Here is a 16,564-nt window from a genome sequence, read left to right as displayed (position 1 = left end):
ATATAAAAAAATGGGACGAACACGACCCTACGATATTTTATAGAATTTTTTTACTACTTATAAAACGACCCTATAAAAATTTAAGGACTATGTTCGACCCTACAAGAATTTAAATATCCATTTAAAACTTTTGAATATCGGTCTTATTTTTATAAAAATTTACAGATTATTTTAATTTATTCAAGTAAGATGTACCATTTTCTGGAGCTGCAACATCAAAATAATCACAACATGTTGCTCCATTATCAGACATGGTCTTTCTAATTCCAATATTTGCTCTTTTCAATCCTTTACGATAAATCAACAAAGGAACACACTCACGAGTATGACGACTAGATCCAATTTTCGGATCATTTCCATGATCGGCTTGAACAATCAAGATATCCTCTTCATTTAGTAAAGGCAAAATTTTTGCTAATCCTGCATCAGCTTGTTCTAATACTTCTTTATAACGAGATGTACTTTGAGAATGGCCTGCTAAATCTGTTTCTTGTACGTTCGTACAGATGAATCCCTTATCCATTTTTTTGATTGCATCAATAGTCAATTGCATGCATTCTGCTGTTGGAACACAGGAAATACTTGTGCCACCATCATTCGCAACAATATCAGCTACCTTTCCAATTAAAGTTACAGGAATACCTGCATTGGTTAAGATTGTTGGTGCTTGAACATTTTTATCTACTCCATACCCTAAATGTCTACAGTGATAGTCTTTTTCATAACTTTTAGATTTTGCACTTGCAATACCAATAAATTTATCATTTCTTATTTCTTCAGCATTATATAAGTCTTGCATGGTATTTCCTGAGCCACCAAAGACAATAACTCTTCCTACTGTCACAACTTTGCGGACTAATTCTGCAATTTCACATTCTTTTTCAAATGAAATATAGTCTAATGGTGCTGTAACATTGTAGCACATACCTAAATCTGCCTCTAAATTATCAGCTACCGTAACATAATCATCACATACCACATATCTTAAATCATTACGATTTACAATATCCACTTTGTGACCATGGTCTGTTAAAATTTTAGCAACCGCATCTACATGGGTTTGAAATGGATCTACCGTTGGTTTTTTAGGAAGTGTACCCATAATTTCTTGATGTCCCATAAAAGTATCGGCACCAAAATGCATTAGCTCACTTTTCCCAAAATTAGCATTTTCCGAAAACTTCATTAGCTTACTTTCATGTCCATATGCATTCATCAAGCCTAATTTTTCTAGTGTTGGAAGTTTTAGATCCGGATAATCTTCTAATATACTACGCAATGTATTCGCCTTCTCATCACCCGGTCTAACTACAGCTGCATCTGGCATAGCTCCAATTCCAAAACCATCTAAAACAATGATAATAAATCTTTTTTTCATCTTGTTATTTCATCTCCTAGACTATTATATAAGCCAATAATTTTTGGTTTATTTTCATGAATACCTTTAATTAAGCAAACATCGCTTCGTGTCACAAATACTTGAAATCTATATGCCATAATTACAGACGCTCCTATCTCTGCAGGTTCTGACAATTCAAAATGATAGTCAATACTATCTAATGCAGGTGGATTTACTATCACTTTATTTAAATGATTTATTTCTTTTCCAACAAATGCATTTTTTAAGTGTCCACGTCTATAATAGCCACCTCCGTACGCATAAGATTTATTATTCAAGTTATGAGATACTTCACTTAAATACAATACACATGGTTTTTCTACACAATCCTTTACGGCATGTAAAGGTGTAGTTCCACTTAATCCATGACCTGGTTCTGCACTTGTAATGCCATACCCATTCATCTTTTGTAAAGTACGAACTGATGTTGTTGATGGAGCATTTACATTTTCAATATGACATCCAAGTTCTTCTAAAATCTTTTTGGCCTTTAAAACTGTATTTAAATTATTTTGTGGTTCAATATCCTGTGTCTTTTCATCATATAAGAAGCATGGGAAAGAGTCTACACCACAAAGTTCTACATTCGTTAATCGCCTTGCTTCACAAACCAAATTCTTCAATTCATCTAGATAAAATCCAGCTGTTTGTCCACTATAAATAAGATCGCCATCTCCTATAACACGAACCATGATTTTTTGAACTTTATTAACCTCTTTGGCAACTCTATCAATTTCTTTCAATTTTTCAATCGAGTAAATCGTCATATAATCACAACCATAAGATATTATTTTTTTTACAAAACCTGATGGCATTTGTACTAAATGACCCGCATGACTAATGTGCAAACCATTTTTAATAGCCACATCAGCTTCCTTCCAATCTACGACTACTGCGCCAGCATATCCGATATTTTCTAATTCCTTTGCAATATATGGGTTTCTTCCCACTTGTTTTAACATATAGTACAATTCAATATGTTGTTTATTTGCTTCATTAAGAATAGATTTTGCGTTATACAATAATTGATCAATATCCACCAAATATGTATCCGGTAATACTTTTCCTGTCTGGTGAAGTTGAACAGCCGTCTCAATCAATCTTGAATTCAATTCTAATGTTTTATTTAAGAACATGATTTCGCCATCCTTATGCTCTCTTTTAAAATTCGAAGTATCGTTTCAGCTCCTCCACGATTTGGATTTATTCGAATCATTCGTTTAATCAAAGTTGGATCCATTTTTAAAAATGTTCCACTCACCTTATAGAACATAGGAACCAATTCATATTTAGATTCTGCTCCGACCGGATTTGGAAGTGCCCCAAGCTTTTCAGCGTTTTTCAATACGTCTTCAGCAATATCTTCATTAAATTCAACCAATAAAACTTTAGACTGTGAATTCGCTAAAAAAGCTTCCTTAATTTCGGGAATTGCATCGCTATTTAATTCTTTAACTAATTTTTCATTCTGTTCAGCTTGAACAGCAAGTGATACAGGAGCATAAGTTAATCCTCGCAATACTTCCATTGCTTGCCAGCCCTGTACTTTTGAACCACCTGAATAGTTCATTTTATCGACTGCATCAATAATATCTTTTTTACCTACAATAATACCTACGCCTTCTGGTCCTTGAAGCTTAAAAGCAGAAAATGCTGAAATGTCTGCGCCACATTCCACACCAATTTTTTCGACTTTCATAACTGCATAATTATCATCAATAATAATTGGAACATCTTTTACAGATTTGATAGTCTGAATAACTTCATCTAAGCTATAAGAATCTGTAGGCACTTGTCTTGTATGCTGTACTAATGCACCATCAATCTGATTATCATTCATGACTTTAATAATATCTTCTTTGTCATTAAAGTCTGCTCGAATAATATTTAGATTTAATCCTTGCATTGTTACTTCACTTGTTGGATAGATTGGAGCCGTATGTACTAAGACATTTGACCCTGGTTTCATAGAAGCCACCATGGCCCATCGAATAGCACCCGTTCCAGCTCCAGTTACTAATTCACATGCTTCAGCACCAAAAAAATCAGCAATAACTTTCTCTGCTTTAGCTGTCGTTTTGGGTTTATTGAGCTCTCTTACACATCCCAAATCACCCAAATTAATGGATTGGTTGCCATCAAAATGTTTCATTATACAATCTATTAAATGAAATTGTTTTTGTTCTGCCTGTTCAATAGTAATACTATGTAATGGATAAGTTTTCATTTTCATGCCTCCAATATATCGTTAAAATTCTGTGTTATTATTTGATTAATATCCTCTTCTTTTACTCCATTTTTCAACAATAAAGGAATAAATACATCGAGCACATATGCATATCCAACACCACCATTCTTCTTTAAATGGCTCTTTCGTGTGATGTCCATGGACATTAACAATTGCTTTGTATAGCCCTCGTTAACCAATGTTTTAATAAAAGATATTCGTGTTTCTTCAGGCAAATACTTAACTTTACCAATTGTGTCAAATGCGACATTTGCTCCTTTATCTAAGGCGTATCGTATTGCGTCCAAATCGTTTGAAAGAGCTACATGTGAAATAATTACTTTACGCATATTGATATTTTTAGAAACGAAAAAATCGATTTGTTCTTTAATCAATGTACCCAAACTTGTGTGCGTAATTACAACAGCATTAGTTTCTTTTTGTACGATAGCTGCTGCTTCAAACACTTTATGCTCATTTTCCGTCCACACACCTTTAGATGTACCAATTTCTCCAATGACTTGGGCCCCATTTGAAATGTCTTTACGCATAATATTACACAAGTCTTCAACAGTTGAAGTTGGTACATATTCAGGTAAGAACGGATCTTTATAGAAACCAGTTGATCGCACAATTTTAATACCCGTTTCTTTTTCAATCAATTCATTCTTTGACCAATCAGCTCCAATTCCATGATTACTGCAATCCACAATTCTTGTAACGCCCTTAGCATGAATATCTTTTAATTCATCTAATGCGTCATCATACATACTCAACAAACAGTCAGAATCATTTTTCCCAGCAGATAAATCAATTCTTGGGTGTTCGTGAGATAGTGTTATATTTTCAAGTTTCATAAAGCTAAAATCCGAATCCTTTCCTAGTCCATGTTTGTATATTACGAAAATAATCCTTGACAAGTATATCTTCTTCCCATGGTATTTCGTTCATTATTACTATTAATCCTGCAATATTTTCTAATTTACTTTTTGTGATGATCACAAATCCAAAACCTAATTTGTCTGATGGAATTGTTATGGCCGTGGCAGATACCATATTTACAACTCGCAATAATCCTTTTCCTGATTGTCTTTGCATATTTTGAGTTTTCTTATCAAAATGTCCATATACTGTATCGCCATATTGGACCAGATCCACTGGTCCTTCAAAGGAAATTACAACATCATATTGTTCTAAAGCCTTTGTTAAAAACTCAATTCCAATCTGTCTATTTCCATAAATATCTGGATATTTTATTGCCTCAGTAACAAATGGATAAGCATGTGTATCCTCTGTAGAAACTGCAATCTTTAAATTTTTTGTATATTCCGGCAGTTCGAAACAATCTCTAATGATTTCTTCTAATACGCTTTTTTTTGATGTGATAAAACCTAAAGAAGGATGGAAAACTATACCATCAGTAGATGTTTTATTGAACTGAATCATATGTTCATTTTCTAAAATTGGACTCATGAAAGAAAACAAATTTAAAGACATTGCAGGAGCCAGTACAGAGCCTCCTCCATCAGTTCCAATGCCTACATCATTAATCCCCAAAAAAACATTCACTGCCGTTCCACTAGATGAGCCTGTCATCCATCTACCAGTTAATGGATTTACAAGTTGTAAATCGATAGCTCTGCCTGAAGCAGACATATGATCAATCGTATGTAATGCATATTTTCCTGTTTTTTCAAGACGTCTTACAAAAGATGACGGTATATGATTATCATTTTTAACACCTAGCAAATACGTATCCATACCATTTACCACATCAAAGCTTGATACAACTGAATGAAATGGATCATTACAAGCTATTAAATGCTTATCCGTATTATTCATTTCTTTTCCTCCGCTAAAGGAAGAGACAGTCAAATGTCGACTGCCTCTTTATAAACTCGATTTAATTTAAGCTGCAGCTGCAAGAGTAATTAAGTTACATACAAGTAATACATTTAGCAACACACCATAAACGATACATGCAACTGGACCAACTGCCATTTCAACAACAGGCTTCTTTGAAATTCTGTTCAAAAGAATACATGCAACAACAAACAATGCTCCACTTCCTGTAATTCCGTTAAATTGAGCTGCCATTGCTTCTGCTGCTACAACACCACCGACTAGTAATGCAACTTCCAATACTTTATTCATAGAAGTACGAATATGTTCACCCATGTCTTTCATACCTGGGAATTTATCCATACCTTTTGCGAAGACATTAATCAATGCAAGTTCACAAACCATAACTACAGCTCCAAGTACAGCTGCAAGTAATGGATTACCATGGAATGCCAAACCAATAACAAATACAAATGTACATCCCGCTGGAGCATAAACACCAGTTACAATACCAGTAGTGAATACTAATGGAACAAAGCCAATAGCTCTAGCTAATGCAACAACTGTAGCATTACTCCATTGTGAATCGGCTACTAATGCTAAAGAAGCAGGGTCACCAGCAACAATTCCCATTGATGTTGCAGCAGCAATCAAAGCACCCATGATTGCGAATAACCACCAGTTAGAACGAATTCTTGAAACTTTTGTAGAGAAGGTAGAAACCAATGTTGAGTTTGAGTTTCCATCTCCCTTAACCTTACTAGCAAATACCAACATACAAATCATACCAGCTAACATTGCCACACCAAACGCATTCAATGTAATTGTTGACGATCCCATTGATAATTGTCCAAATTTTACTGTTAATACATAAACAATTAATGTAATAATTCCTGAGATAGCGCCATTTTTGAATCCATGTTGATATCCAACAGCAACTGCTGGAAAACATGCGAATGCTGCGACTACATAGGTAGATACAGATCCTAAATTACTTAAGAAGTTAAACGGTAATAGTGCAAATAAGTTAACAATCAACTCTAAACCAGCAAGAATACCAACACCATAAAGAGCTCCAATTACTCCAGCAAGAATAGTTCCTGTTTTAGTATCAGGGCACCATGTACCAATGATATCAGTTGTTAGTAAAACACTATGAATCAAAATAATCGATGCAGCAATACTTGTTGGAATACCAAACCCAATGACTAAACCAAAACTAATTGCAAATGACATTGCAGCCAAATCTTTTCTTGACATTCCTCCATCCAAATACTGTGGAACAATTGGACGGAAACCGTCGTTGAATACAGCAATACTTTTGTTTGCTAAAATTGATGCCAATGCACCAATCGCAGCTAAGACTAAATATTTCATTTTTCTCTCTCCTCCTTTAGTCTAATATTAATTTTTATGATCAATTGCATCCAAAAGAACTGGAAGCACTTGTTCCACATGTGATGCAGTAAATCCAAATGCCACAATGCCGTCGTCTACAGCTTTCTTAATTTCTTCATCTGGCAAAATCTTTCCTGGCATAGAAATTGTTTTACATTTTGTAACGCCCAATAACGCAATCGCCATTGCTAACGCACCGCCGCCACCTGTATTACAAGCTCCAATATAATAATCAAACTGGCCAGATTGCATTGCCATAACAGCGTCTAAATCATTTTTAATTTCTAACTTTACATTTTCTGTTCCATAATAGTTTTGAATATAATCAAAAATTTCTTTCTTATTTATTTGGCCACCTACTACAATTTTCAACATAACTCATTCCCCCTAGCCTTGTAATAAATTGCAAATATGCATTAATATAAACTTTTTTTCTGAATTTGGAATTGGTACAGGAGATTTTAATTTTAAATATTCGAACATTTTTTTAGATTGTTCAAAATTCTCGTTATTCTTTACATCCATCCAAATTACATCATCTAAATCTTCTACAGGTTCATTCTTTTTAATTCTCTCTGTAGACATAGCTAAATGAGTTGTAAACGTCTCCATTTTGCCTTCATTAAAATTTTTTGATGAAAACTCATCAATAATATCGTTTACAAACAAAGCAACATCTTCATCGATAACTCCTGATGTTTTCAAAATTTCAATTCTTTGTTTTAACATTTTTCTCCTTTCCAATATACAGTATATTGTATTTTCTGTCTAACCCTAGTATATAACGTTGCTTATCTTAAGTCAATAGCTTTATACATTTTTTTGTATATTCGATTTTTAAGTTATTTTTGAATAGCACTTATCTAATATCAAAAATGCAAAAAATTAACTATGATTTATATACAGAAACAAAATTTACACTCAATTTAATCAAAGTATATAATTAAAAGGTGCTTACTTGTTCACATTACTATGAACTGTAAGCACCTTTGCTTCTGTATGTTTGTATTCTATTCCTGTTTCGATATCATGTCAATTTTTTAATAACTAGGTGTAATTATATGTGATTCAACTAATTTTTGTACTTTAATAACCTCTTCTTTCTTAATCATTTTTTTTAAAAGAATTCCTATCTCTGGTCTATTACTATTTGATACTATTACAGCATTCGTATCAGAGCCATTTTCTTGAGATATTTTTTTATAATTAATTTTTGTCATATGATCTGTAATTTCATCCATATTCCAAATTGTCGCATCTAAATCACCTTGAATCACTCTCTTTAACAAACTACTATATTCTACTGGACAATAAACAACTTTTTTCCCTTGACATACTTTCTTAACCATATCGGCTTGATCAATAGAATCAGAATCTATCCCTATTTTCATACCATCTGTAATTTCTGTTTTACCATCTTTATGAAAAATAACAACATGAGAACTACAATATGTTTCTGTTCCAAATTCTTTCACAATTTCCAATGGAATATCTTTTGCAATCAAATCCTGTGCTGCATACTTCGATGTAACCGCAAAGTCACATCTTCCTTCTATTACCATTGCGATTCTATTAACGGCCCCACGCATATAAGATAACATTACAGGAACTCCAAAACTATTCTCCATTGTAGATATCAATCCAGTTGCTAAGCCTTCATATTTTTTAGAATAAGGTAATGGCATAGCACCTAATAAGGATGACACTCCAGCAAACTCTAGCAAAATACTATCATTTTTTAATGTCATGAAAGATCCTAAATGACCACGACTTTCAATTCTTACCGCCTTTTCTTCTTGTAAAGTTCTCAAAGCATTTTGAATAGTTCCTCTTGATATATGTAGCATAGATTCTAATTCTGTAACCGTAGGAACTCTATCCCCCGCATCGAATCTTAAAAGTATTTTTGATATATCCATAATTGCTTGACCATTTTTTGAAAGTAACTTATTGTTATAACTCATCTCATTCACACCCTATCATATATTAATTTAAAACTAAACAGTATACTTTTTTCTGAATTCTAAAAGCGTAGTATTTTTCTATCCCATATTCTATTTTAAAAAAACCAAAAACATTTCTATAATTTTCAAACACTTTATTAATAATTTTTTATCCCAAATCGATATTAATTCCACATTCTATCATTATCGTAAAATAATTATCAAAATCACTTTCTAAATATAAACTAGAACATTTAAACTTCTTACAGATTATATTTTTATATGCAATATTTGATATTAAATAATCTAAAATCAAGCACTCTTTAGAAACACCTAAAACCCAATAAATTAAAGCTGCCAATGCACAAGTACGATCTTTTTCTGAAACACAATGAAATAGCAATGGATACGAATCAACATCGCTTATAATCATCCACTTAAATTTAAAAGGTTGATTATTAAACATCATATTTACATAAAAATCTTCCGTATGTTGTGTAAATTCTGAATTTTTAAATTCCTTTTTCTAACTCCTTCAGAAGAAAAAACAACACTTACTCCGTCAAGCTCTCTCATTCCACTAATTCTGTAAATTTGAATGTTTTGAATTGAAGAATCAGGTTCATCATATGACTCATAATCAGTTCTCAAGTCTAGTATTGTTTTAATTTTCATTGAACTCAAATTTTCTAATTCAACTGATTTCCAAAAAGATAATTTACATGAGCGGTAAAACACACCTGACTTACGATCTTCTAATCAAAAGTAAGAAACCAACCTAAATCTCTAAAATCCATTTCATATCTTCTCCATCACAGTTTTTTGTAAATTACATATACCATAAAACTTTATATTTAGTTAATTTTTTCTAAATTATCCACTAATTTTGTAACTGATTAATAATCAAATACATATTTATATACAAAAAATACATTTTGTATACAAAAGCACTTATATATTTATATATAAAATGAAAATTGTTTTACGTCAAGAAAAAAAGACCGAAACTATTCAATAGTCACAATCTTTTTATTATTACTTATAGTTTTTAATTAATTCTTTATAAAATTCAACGGCTAAACTTAACTTATCAATGCTGAAGTTTTCATTTTCATTATGCACTGAACTATATTGTTGATTATCAATATCAATTGGCGCAAAATGAATGACTGCATCACAAATATATGTAAAATGTCTCGCATCGGTACCAGCCGGAAGAATAAATGGTACGGCTACTGCATAATCAAATACATTTTCTACAATTTATTTCACATATTTATAACCCTTACTTTCTAAAGAAGAAGGCTTATAATATTCATTTTCTTCAACCTCAATTTCAACATCATACTTACTCCCTATTTGTTTCATAGATTGAATATTTTGTTCTAGATTCTTGTCATTAATACAACGAAGAAATGCTTCACCATAACAGCTACCTTCTTCATCTATTGAAAGTTTTCTAAACGCCGTACCTAACATTTCTCCAGCAGCTGCATTCATCTTTGGGATAATCCGAATCAACAAACCTGAAAATAACCACAGATTCGAAAACACAAACGCATAGGAAAAGACATATGAGGTGCTAACCCCTCAAACATCCCTCTTACTTCTGGATGTAACTTACGAATAAAAAGCTTCTTTTCATCCACTTTTGCAACAAATTTAGCCACTCGCATCGCAGGTGTTTGATAGTTTGTTGCAAGACCTGCATGTCCCTGGCTGGCTATTTTTTTTGCGATAAGCTTGGCAACACAATGACCCTTTTCATGAACAGCCATCATGGCACACTTTTAATTCACACCTTTCATTGGTGGTTCAATGACAGCCCCACCTTCATTGCTGATCCAATCAAAATGAATATGGTTCTTATTAAAATAATCAAGCGCTAGTACAGCACCATCTCCACCAATTTCTTAATTGTGACTCGAAAACAAATAGGTATTCACTCTAAATTCAAAGCCTTCTTCTAGCAATTCTTCAATGGCACTAAACTCGGCAAATAAAGGCGTTTTAGTATCCACTGCACCTCTTTCCCAAATTTTGCCATCTTTAATTGTGCCTTCAAATGGTTCTTCTTTCCAATTGCCAGTGGCATTCACAACATCGTGGTGCAACATGACCATCACATTGCGATTTTCATCTTTTCCTTTGAATTTTAATAAATAGGCATCGTCAGAAAAATTTAATAGCTCTGCCTTTTCACTCACTAAAGGAAAAAGTTCCTGAATGACTTTTCTTAATTTTAAGAATTCAGTTTCTTCAAATTCATCTTTTTAGACACTGTCTTACACTGAATCATTTTCGCAAGACGACTTGCATAATACATATCTTTTTCTTTATTCAGGCAAAAAGAAAAAAGTATGATTTGACCTAAATCAATACTCAATTGTATATTCTATTATTGCCAACTATAAAATATGCTTTATCTAAAGATATTCTAGCATATTTTCATTTCCATTTGCACCTTTAAGGACTTTTTTTGCCTTATGATTTGCACCTACAAAGAAAAAAAAGCCTGTATTTCTACAAGCTTAGTCACCAATAATTGAATAAAACTGATCATAAGAAGGTTTTAACACTTCATATACATCTGGCTGAATACGATATTGGGTATAATCCCGTAATCTTCCATCCTCTTCTTTTTCAATAACTCTTCTTTCAATCATTTTTTTATTCTTTAATAATCCGCCCTGTTTGACATCTCCCTTATATTCCAAAGGTTCATTATCATTATCTAATAGTTCTTCAAACAAAGCCTTATCCTTTTTATTTAAGGATGTCATAAAATTCCATAAATCTGGAACATTCATCTTTTTCTCTTTCTCTTTCTTAAAAAACATAATTATCACCTATTTTTAATACATTAAAACTTCTCTATTTTACAGCGATGTTCTTTTGTCTTGGAATCATAAGTATTTCCAACCAATAATAAATTATCGGTATATTCTTGAATCGATTGAGGATATACTTTTTCCTTGATTTGATCTAATGCACTTTGAACATTACGATTCCATTTTAGCTCCACCAATAAGGCTGGATAATAATCTTTATATTCAGGTTTAGGGATATAAACAAAATCCGCAAATCCTCTTCCTGTTGGCAATTCTCGTATTGGTTTAAAATAATACTTCAAAGTTGATAAATACGCAATCGTTAAAACACTACTCAAACTATTTTCATTATGATATGCAATATTAGAAGCATACGTATTATGAATCTTTTCCATTTGTTGAGCTACAACTTCTGTCTCCATTTGACAAGTTGCTACTAAAATGGTATCCGATTCCCTTTCAAATTGAATTAAATCATTCCATTTATCTTCTGAAACAGAATTCACAAATTCTTGTCGGATTTCTTCATTTGGAATAAATACCGTCTTATATGTTTGATTGTATCCCAAATATCCTAAATGAACCAATGCCGTTAAGACATCATCCATATTTTTAAATGAAATCATATCATTTTGAAAAGACGTTGTCTGCATCTTCACTTCATTACCACTTAACATTTCTAAAACAGCTTCTTTTAAGCCATCAAAATTCATTTGAATCAAACTATGAATTGATTCATAGCTACTTGTCTGTGCCCAATAACTTTGAAACACACCTAAAGTAAATAAACTCACAACGGCTTTCGGATTATATACATGCTGATGATTTAAGTAATATCCATCATACCATTTCTTGATTCTATCAAAATCTATATTGTATTTATTACTTAATCCTTTTACTTCCCCCTCTGTAAATCCGATAAAAGAAGCCAATGGACCTGGATTCAACATTGTATATTCATCAAAATTATTCAATGCGGACTGTGTCATCGTTCTTTTGATTGGTAAAATACCTGTTAAATACGCTAATGCGATATAACGAGAAGGTTGTGATCCTTTAAATAATCCTTTTAAGAAATCGATATATTCTTCTAGTAATTTTTTATTATTCGCATTATCACGAATCAATACATCCCACTCATCAATGATTACCACAAAGCGATGGCCTGTTTCATCATTGATTTTAGAAAGTGTACCAGACAAAGAAATAATTCCATTATAGTCAATATTGGAATATTCATTCTGTAATTCATGCATACAACTCTCTTTGATATAATTTACAATATCATTTATATTTTCAACTTGATCTTTACACCATTGTACATCAATATGAATGACATCATATTGATTAAGATACTTTTCAAATGTAGAACATGAAGAAATCGTATATGGCTGAAATAATTCTCTAGATTCACATCCCTTTGAATAATAAGCACAAAGCATATCAGCAGTCATGGATTTTCCAAAACGTCTAGGTCTTGAGTTACAAATAAATTTAGCTGTGGTTGAAAGCACACTATTTGTATATTCAATTAAACCCGTTTTATCCACATATATTTTTGAATGAACCGCTTCATTAAAATTCGCATTATCAGGATTTAGAAATATAGCCATACAGATTCCTCCTACACCACTATTATATCAGAAAAAGACTGTAGAATTAAAAAAACGAGATGTTAGTTCATCTCGCCTTACTTCACTCCATGACTTTTTAAATAAGAAGGTATGATTTTTATAAAACAAATGATTGTCACAATACTTGCATAAATATCCGCTGTGGGTTGTGCATAGAAAATATTTGAAACCCCTAAAAAAGCAGGCAATAAACATGTGCAACCCAAATACATCAGCTTACGATTTAATGATAAAAATAATGATAATTTTACATTAGATAATCCTGTAATTCCATCCACTAAAACATATTGAATGGACATCATCAAAATACCTAAACAGAATATTTTAATAGCCCTATCTGCGATTGGCATAGTCATGGCATCATTAGTAAACATAGCCACAAATACATTGGAGTAGCACATTGAAATAATAAACATAACAAGACAGAATAAAAACGCAAATGAAATCACAATTTTAAATGCTTCTTTGATCTTCTTTAAATTTTGCGAACCAAAATGATACGCAAATATCGGTTGTGTACCCGAACTAATACCAAGTAATGGTCCTGTAATCAATAAGAAATAGCTTTGAGCTACAGTAATAGCCGATATATAAATATCCCCCATATCTCCACCATACTTTTGAAGCATCATATTCATCACTATTAAAATAATGGAATCGGATGCGATAATCAGGAATGGAGAGAATCCAAGTTTTACAATATGCTTCATCTTCTCTATAGATAATTCTTCTTTATGAAGTTTGATTTTCGATTTGAATCTTAAAAAACAAAGCACAAACATACACGATATAAATTGTGCTACAACTGTACCAATGGCTGCTCCAGCCACACCAATTTTAAGTGTACGAATCAAAATAAAGTCAAACATAATATTTGTGATGGCACCAATACATACACTTAACATCGCAATCGTGGCATAGCCCTGTCCTGTAATAAAATAATTCAATCCAATCGACATTAGGGCAAAGAAAGTTCCTAATGTATAAATTGTTAAATAGGTATTGGCATAAGGATAAAGGGCATCACTGCCTCCAAACCAATAGATCAAATTATGTTTTAAAAGAATGAATCCAAGTGTTAAACAAATGGAAAGAACAACCAACATCACAAAGCTATTATATAAAATTTGACTGGCCCTTTTCTCATTCTTTTGACCCAAACACATCGATAGCCAAATCGAACCACCAATACCTACAAGTGTTCCAAAACTCGATAATAAGGTAACGATTGGCCCGCATATTCCAACGGCTGCCAAACATACATTTCCCACTTCTTCAATTTGTCCTACAAACATACGATCGACAATGGAATATAAAATATTCACAAGTTGAGCAATCATACTCGGTATAGCTAAAGACATGACTAGTTTTAACATGGGTGTATTTTCAAAATCATTTTGTCGCATTTTACAATATATTCTCTTTAATATAATCTTTAGCTTCAATCAAATCTTTCGCAGTATAGATTGTCTGCTTCTTCTGCACATCTGTAGGTGCAATGATATCTGGCACTTGAATACAGTCAATACCTGCTCTATAAGCTGCTTCAACACCAACTACACTATCCTCTAAAACAAGAGCATTTCTTGCGTCTGTATCCATTTTCTTTAAAACACTTAAATAAATTTCTGGATCTGGTTTACGATTTATGACTTCATCCCCACATAATACATAATCAAAACGATCATATACGCCAACTCGTTTTAATCTTTCTTCTGTAAGCTCTCTTCTTGTCGTTGTGGCAACCGCCTTTTTAATATGATATGCATCCAAAAAATCTAGTATTTCATTTAAGCCCGGTTTAACTGGCACTTCCTTTTCCAACATACCATATCCAATGCGTTCCCATTCTTTAATTACCAATTCTTGAATGTCTTGAGATAAATATCGATCTAACACTTCTTTTTCATCTCTACCACTTTTCCCAATCAATTTTGGAAATAAAGTAGAACCCATATTTTGAATACCATACTTATCTCCTGCCTTGTCAAACGCCACTTTCCATACACTTTCAGTATCTAACATCAACCCATCAACATCAAAAACAACTAGCTCTAACATACTTTTCCTCCCATAAAACATGAAGGTATTATAACATGAAAAAAAGAAGCAAAGTTACATTGCTTCTAATATATCGATTACTTCTTTTAAATTCTCACACTGAAGATCAACATATTTCATGTCTTCTTCATTAAATAGGACTTGATCTGGAATCCAAACTCTTCGCATATTTGCATTATACGCCGCACGAATTCCATTTTTACTATCTTCCAGCACTAAACAATTCTCAGGTTTTACTCCCATCTTTTTCGCACATGCCAAGAAGATGTCTGGAGCTGGTTTTGATTGACAAAATCCTTTTGAAGATAAAATTAAATCTGCCTGAAAATCAAACCCACAATTTGCAACTAATTTTTGAATATAAGCCAACCTCGAACTAGATGCAATACAAATCTTATATCCATTTTTCTTTAAATAATCATGTATTTCCTTTAATCCATATTTATTAGCTGAACCTGCAACAGCAAATCGCTTATCGTAGTATGAAGCCAAATTTTCATTTGTTAATTTAAACATTTCTTTAATCCATGGATATTCCTTTTCATATTTTGACAAATTAATATCCGAAGCCCCTAACATTCCCAATAAATATTTTCTAGGGAAAGAATAATTATTTTTATTACATATGTCTTCAAATACATCTATATATAAATTTTCTGTATCAAACATCAGTCCATCCATATCAAAAATAATTGTGTTGATTATCATAATGTCTCCTATATTTAGTACAACTATGCTTTTTTATTCTCTATCCATTTTGCTACACCATCATTATCATTCGAATCAATAATTCCTGTAGCATACTTTTTCAATTCATCACACGCATTTTCAACGGCATAACTTTCATCCGCAATTTGAAACATATCTAAGTCATTTTTTCCATTTCCAAATACAATAAGTTCATCACACTTTAAATAATTCTGTAGTTGTTTGATGGCATTTGATTTCGATGCTTCTAATGGTAAAATTTCAAGCCATGGATCATTTGTATAAAAGTCCCTTTGGTAAACACAATGATATTTTTCTTTATATTTTAAATAAAGCTCCTCTTTTGCAAATGGGTGGTAAGTGACAAATTATTACAGGCAGTGCTATAATTAGAACGCTTGCAGAAAGGCAAGCTCTTGAAGAGCTTCATGAGGTGAATAATCATCAAGAGGAACTTGGCGGTTCTGGTTATTCATCTCGTGAAACTCCGAACCGCCAAACACAAATGAATAAAAAAGAAC

At 32.4% G+C, this 16,564-nt stretch carries 19 protein-coding genes and 1 pseudogene; all 20 read right to left on the bottom strand.

From position 1 onward, the window contains the following. Window positions 1-166: 166 nt before the first annotated feature. Window positions 167-1,378, bottom strand: coding sequence for a phosphopentomutase (locus tag H8911_RS09770; RefSeq protein ID WP_186999521.1), 1,212 nt, complete (start codon window positions 1,376-1,378; stop codon window positions 167-169). Then, the gene (locus tag H8911_RS09765; protein WP_186999520.1) at window positions 1,375-2,535 is read right to left on the bottom strand and encodes an alanine racemase; all 1,161 of its coding nucleotides are present in this window, start codon (window positions 2,533-2,535) and stop codon (window positions 1,375-1,377) included. The genes H8911_RS09770 and H8911_RS09765 overlap by 4 nt, the downstream gene beginning before the upstream one ends. Further along, a complete protein-coding gene (locus tag H8911_RS09760; RefSeq protein WP_186999519.1) occupies window positions 2,526-3,626 on the bottom strand; it encodes an aminotransferase class V-fold PLP-dependent enzyme in 1,101 nt (366 codons plus the stop codon). Before H8911_RS09760 ends, H8911_RS09765 begins: the two co-directional genes overlap by 10 nt. A 2-nt stretch (window positions 3,627-3,628) precedes the next feature. Then, window positions 3,629-4,483, bottom strand: a complete 855-nt coding sequence (locus tag H8911_RS09755; protein ID WP_186999518.1) for a phosphotriesterase family protein — start codon at window positions 4,481-4,483, stop codon at window positions 3,629-3,631. 4 nt (window positions 4,484-4,487) lie between these two features. Beyond that, window positions 4,488-5,468, bottom strand: a complete 981-nt coding sequence (locus H8911_RS09750; protein ID WP_186999517.1) for an amidase family protein — start codon at window positions 5,466-5,468, stop codon at window positions 4,488-4,490. A gap of 66 nt (window positions 5,469-5,534) precedes the next feature. Next, on the bottom strand, window positions 5,535-6,845 hold the full coding sequence (locus tag H8911_RS09745; RefSeq protein ID WP_186999516.1) for a YhfT family protein: 1,311 nt from the start codon (window positions 6,843-6,845) through the stop codon (window positions 5,535-5,537). Between the two features lie 27 nt (window positions 6,846-6,872). Beyond that, a complete protein-coding gene (locus H8911_RS09740; RefSeq protein ID WP_186999515.1) occupies window positions 6,873-7,241 on the bottom strand; it encodes a DUF2620 domain-containing protein in 369 nt (122 codons plus the stop codon). Between the two features lie 12 nt (window positions 7,242-7,253). Further along, window positions 7,254-7,595 (bottom strand): PRD domain-containing protein, encoded by a 342-nt coding sequence (locus tag H8911_RS09735; protein ID WP_186999514.1) that lies wholly within the window; start codon window positions 7,593-7,595, stop codon window positions 7,254-7,256. A 311-nt stretch (window positions 7,596-7,906) separates the two neighbouring features. Beyond that, window positions 7,907-8,830 (bottom strand): GntR family transcriptional regulator YhfZ, encoded by a 924-nt coding sequence (gene yhfZ / locus H8911_RS09730; protein WP_186999513.1) that lies wholly within the window; start codon window positions 8,828-8,830, stop codon window positions 7,907-7,909. Window positions 8,831-8,978: 148 nt separating this feature from the next. Continuing rightward, window positions 8,979-9,278, bottom strand: coding sequence for a tyrosine-protein phosphatase (locus H8911_RS09725; protein ID WP_186999512.1), 300 nt, complete (start codon window positions 9,276-9,278; stop codon window positions 8,979-8,981). A 2-nt stretch (window positions 9,279-9,280) separates the two neighbouring features. Next, window positions 9,281-9,547 carry a tyrosine-protein phosphatase gene (locus H8911_RS09720; protein WP_186999511.1) on the bottom strand — a complete coding sequence of 89 codons (267 nt, stop codon included), beginning with the start codon at window positions 9,545-9,547 and terminating at the stop codon, window positions 9,281-9,283. 525 nt (window positions 9,548-10,072) lie between these two features. After that, window positions 10,073-10,330, bottom strand: coding sequence for a hypothetical protein (locus H8911_RS09710; protein ID WP_186999510.1), 258 nt, complete (start codon window positions 10,328-10,330; stop codon window positions 10,073-10,075). After that, window positions 10,327-10,590: a hypothetical protein gene (locus H8911_RS09705; protein WP_186999509.1), complete on the bottom strand. Its 264-nt coding sequence runs from the start codon at window positions 10,588-10,590 to the stop codon at window positions 10,327-10,329. Before H8911_RS09705 ends, H8911_RS09710 begins: the two co-directional genes overlap by 4 nt. A 132-nt stretch (window positions 10,591-10,722) precedes the next feature. After that, window positions 10,723-11,016 (bottom strand): M20/M25/M40 family metallo-hydrolase, encoded by a 294-nt coding sequence (locus H8911_RS09700; protein WP_186999508.1) that lies wholly within the window; start codon window positions 11,014-11,016, stop codon window positions 10,723-10,725. 324 nt (window positions 11,017-11,340) lie between these two features. After that, window positions 11,341-11,649: a hypothetical protein gene (locus H8911_RS09695; protein WP_186999507.1), complete on the bottom strand. Its 309-nt coding sequence runs from the start codon at window positions 11,647-11,649 to the stop codon at window positions 11,341-11,343. 23 nt (window positions 11,650-11,672) lie between these two features. Further along, on the bottom strand, window positions 11,673-13,253 hold the full coding sequence (locus tag H8911_RS09690) for an AAA family ATPase (RefSeq protein WP_186999506.1): 1,581 nt from the start codon (window positions 13,251-13,253) through the stop codon (window positions 11,673-11,675). A 77-nt stretch (window positions 13,254-13,330) separates the two neighbouring features. After that, complete coding sequence (locus tag H8911_RS09685) at window positions 13,331-14,680, bottom strand: MATE family efflux transporter (protein ID WP_222621009.1); 1,350 nt, start codon at window positions 14,678-14,680, stop codon at window positions 13,331-13,333. A 1-nt stretch (window position 14,681) separates the two neighbouring features. After that, the gene (locus tag H8911_RS09680; RefSeq protein ID WP_186999505.1) at window positions 14,682-15,335 is read right to left on the bottom strand and encodes an HAD family hydrolase; all 654 of its coding nucleotides are present in this window, start codon (window positions 15,333-15,335) and stop codon (window positions 14,682-14,684) included. Window positions 15,336-15,389: 54 nt separating this feature from the next. Beyond that, on the bottom strand, window positions 15,390-16,043 hold the full coding sequence (locus H8911_RS09675) for an HAD family hydrolase (protein WP_186999504.1): 654 nt from the start codon (window positions 16,041-16,043) through the stop codon (window positions 15,390-15,392). Between the two features lie 23 nt (window positions 16,044-16,066). Beyond that, window positions 16,067-16,321: pseudogene (locus H8911_RS09670) on the bottom strand (HAD family hydrolase); the annotation flags it as partial. Window positions 16,322-16,564 lie beyond the last annotated feature (243 nt).

It is taken from the genome of Holdemanella hominis (genome assembly GCF_014306155.1).
Taxonomy (GTDB): Bacteria; Bacillota_I; Bacilli_A; order Erysipelotrichales; family Erysipelotrichaceae; genus Holdemanella; species Holdemanella hominis.
Note: the sequence above shows the minus strand (reverse complement) of the source record. Positions and strands in the feature narration are given on the sequence as shown.